Here is a 574-nt window from a genome sequence, read left to right as displayed (position 1 = left end):
GGTGTGGGCTACGGCGAGCATTTCGGAGGTGTGGGAGCCGGCGATGCCGACGTCGGGTGGGCGGGGGCGGAAGCCGGGCAGGTTGTCGAGGCCGTCGCTGGCGTCCATCGCTCGGAGCAGGATCTGCCCGGCTCGCGGGGTGAGCGTCAGGGTGATCTCGATTCCCTCGGGTGGCGGGGCGTGGAAGACGACGCCGAAACCCCACCGGCCGTCGCGTACCTCGACCGGCACCGGTCGTCCCGCCACCTGGGCGGCGCGCACCTCAGCGGTGGACGTGTCGACGTGCAGGGTGGCCAGGCGTACCTGGCGTTGCGGGGTGAGCCGCAGCCGCAGGGTGCGTTCGCCGGCGGTGGTGGTGTCGGCGAGCACGTCGAGCCGGGGTGCCGGCAGGGTGGCCGCCTGCGCCGGGCCGGCGAGCAGTTCGTCGCGGCCGATGCCGGGGAAGTCGTCGGCGACGGAGACCTTCCCGTCCACATATTCGTCGGTCCAGGGCTGTGGGGCGGACTCGTGGCTGAGCCAGCGGGCCTGGCCGGTGCCGGCGTCCAGCGCGTACATCAGGTGGGTGGGCGTGGGG

At 73.7% G+C, this 574-nt stretch carries 1 pseudogene; it reads right to left on the bottom strand.

Annotated elements, in window-relative coordinates:
- Window positions 1-574, bottom strand: a pseudogene (locus C1I95_RS34355) (peptidase); the annotation flags it as partial.

It is taken from the genome of Micromonospora craterilacus (assembly GCF_003236315.1).
Classification (GTDB): Bacteria; Actinomycetota; Actinomycetes; order Mycobacteriales; family Micromonosporaceae; genus Micromonospora; species Micromonospora craterilacus.
This window is presented reverse-complemented; position numbering and strand designations above follow the sequence as displayed.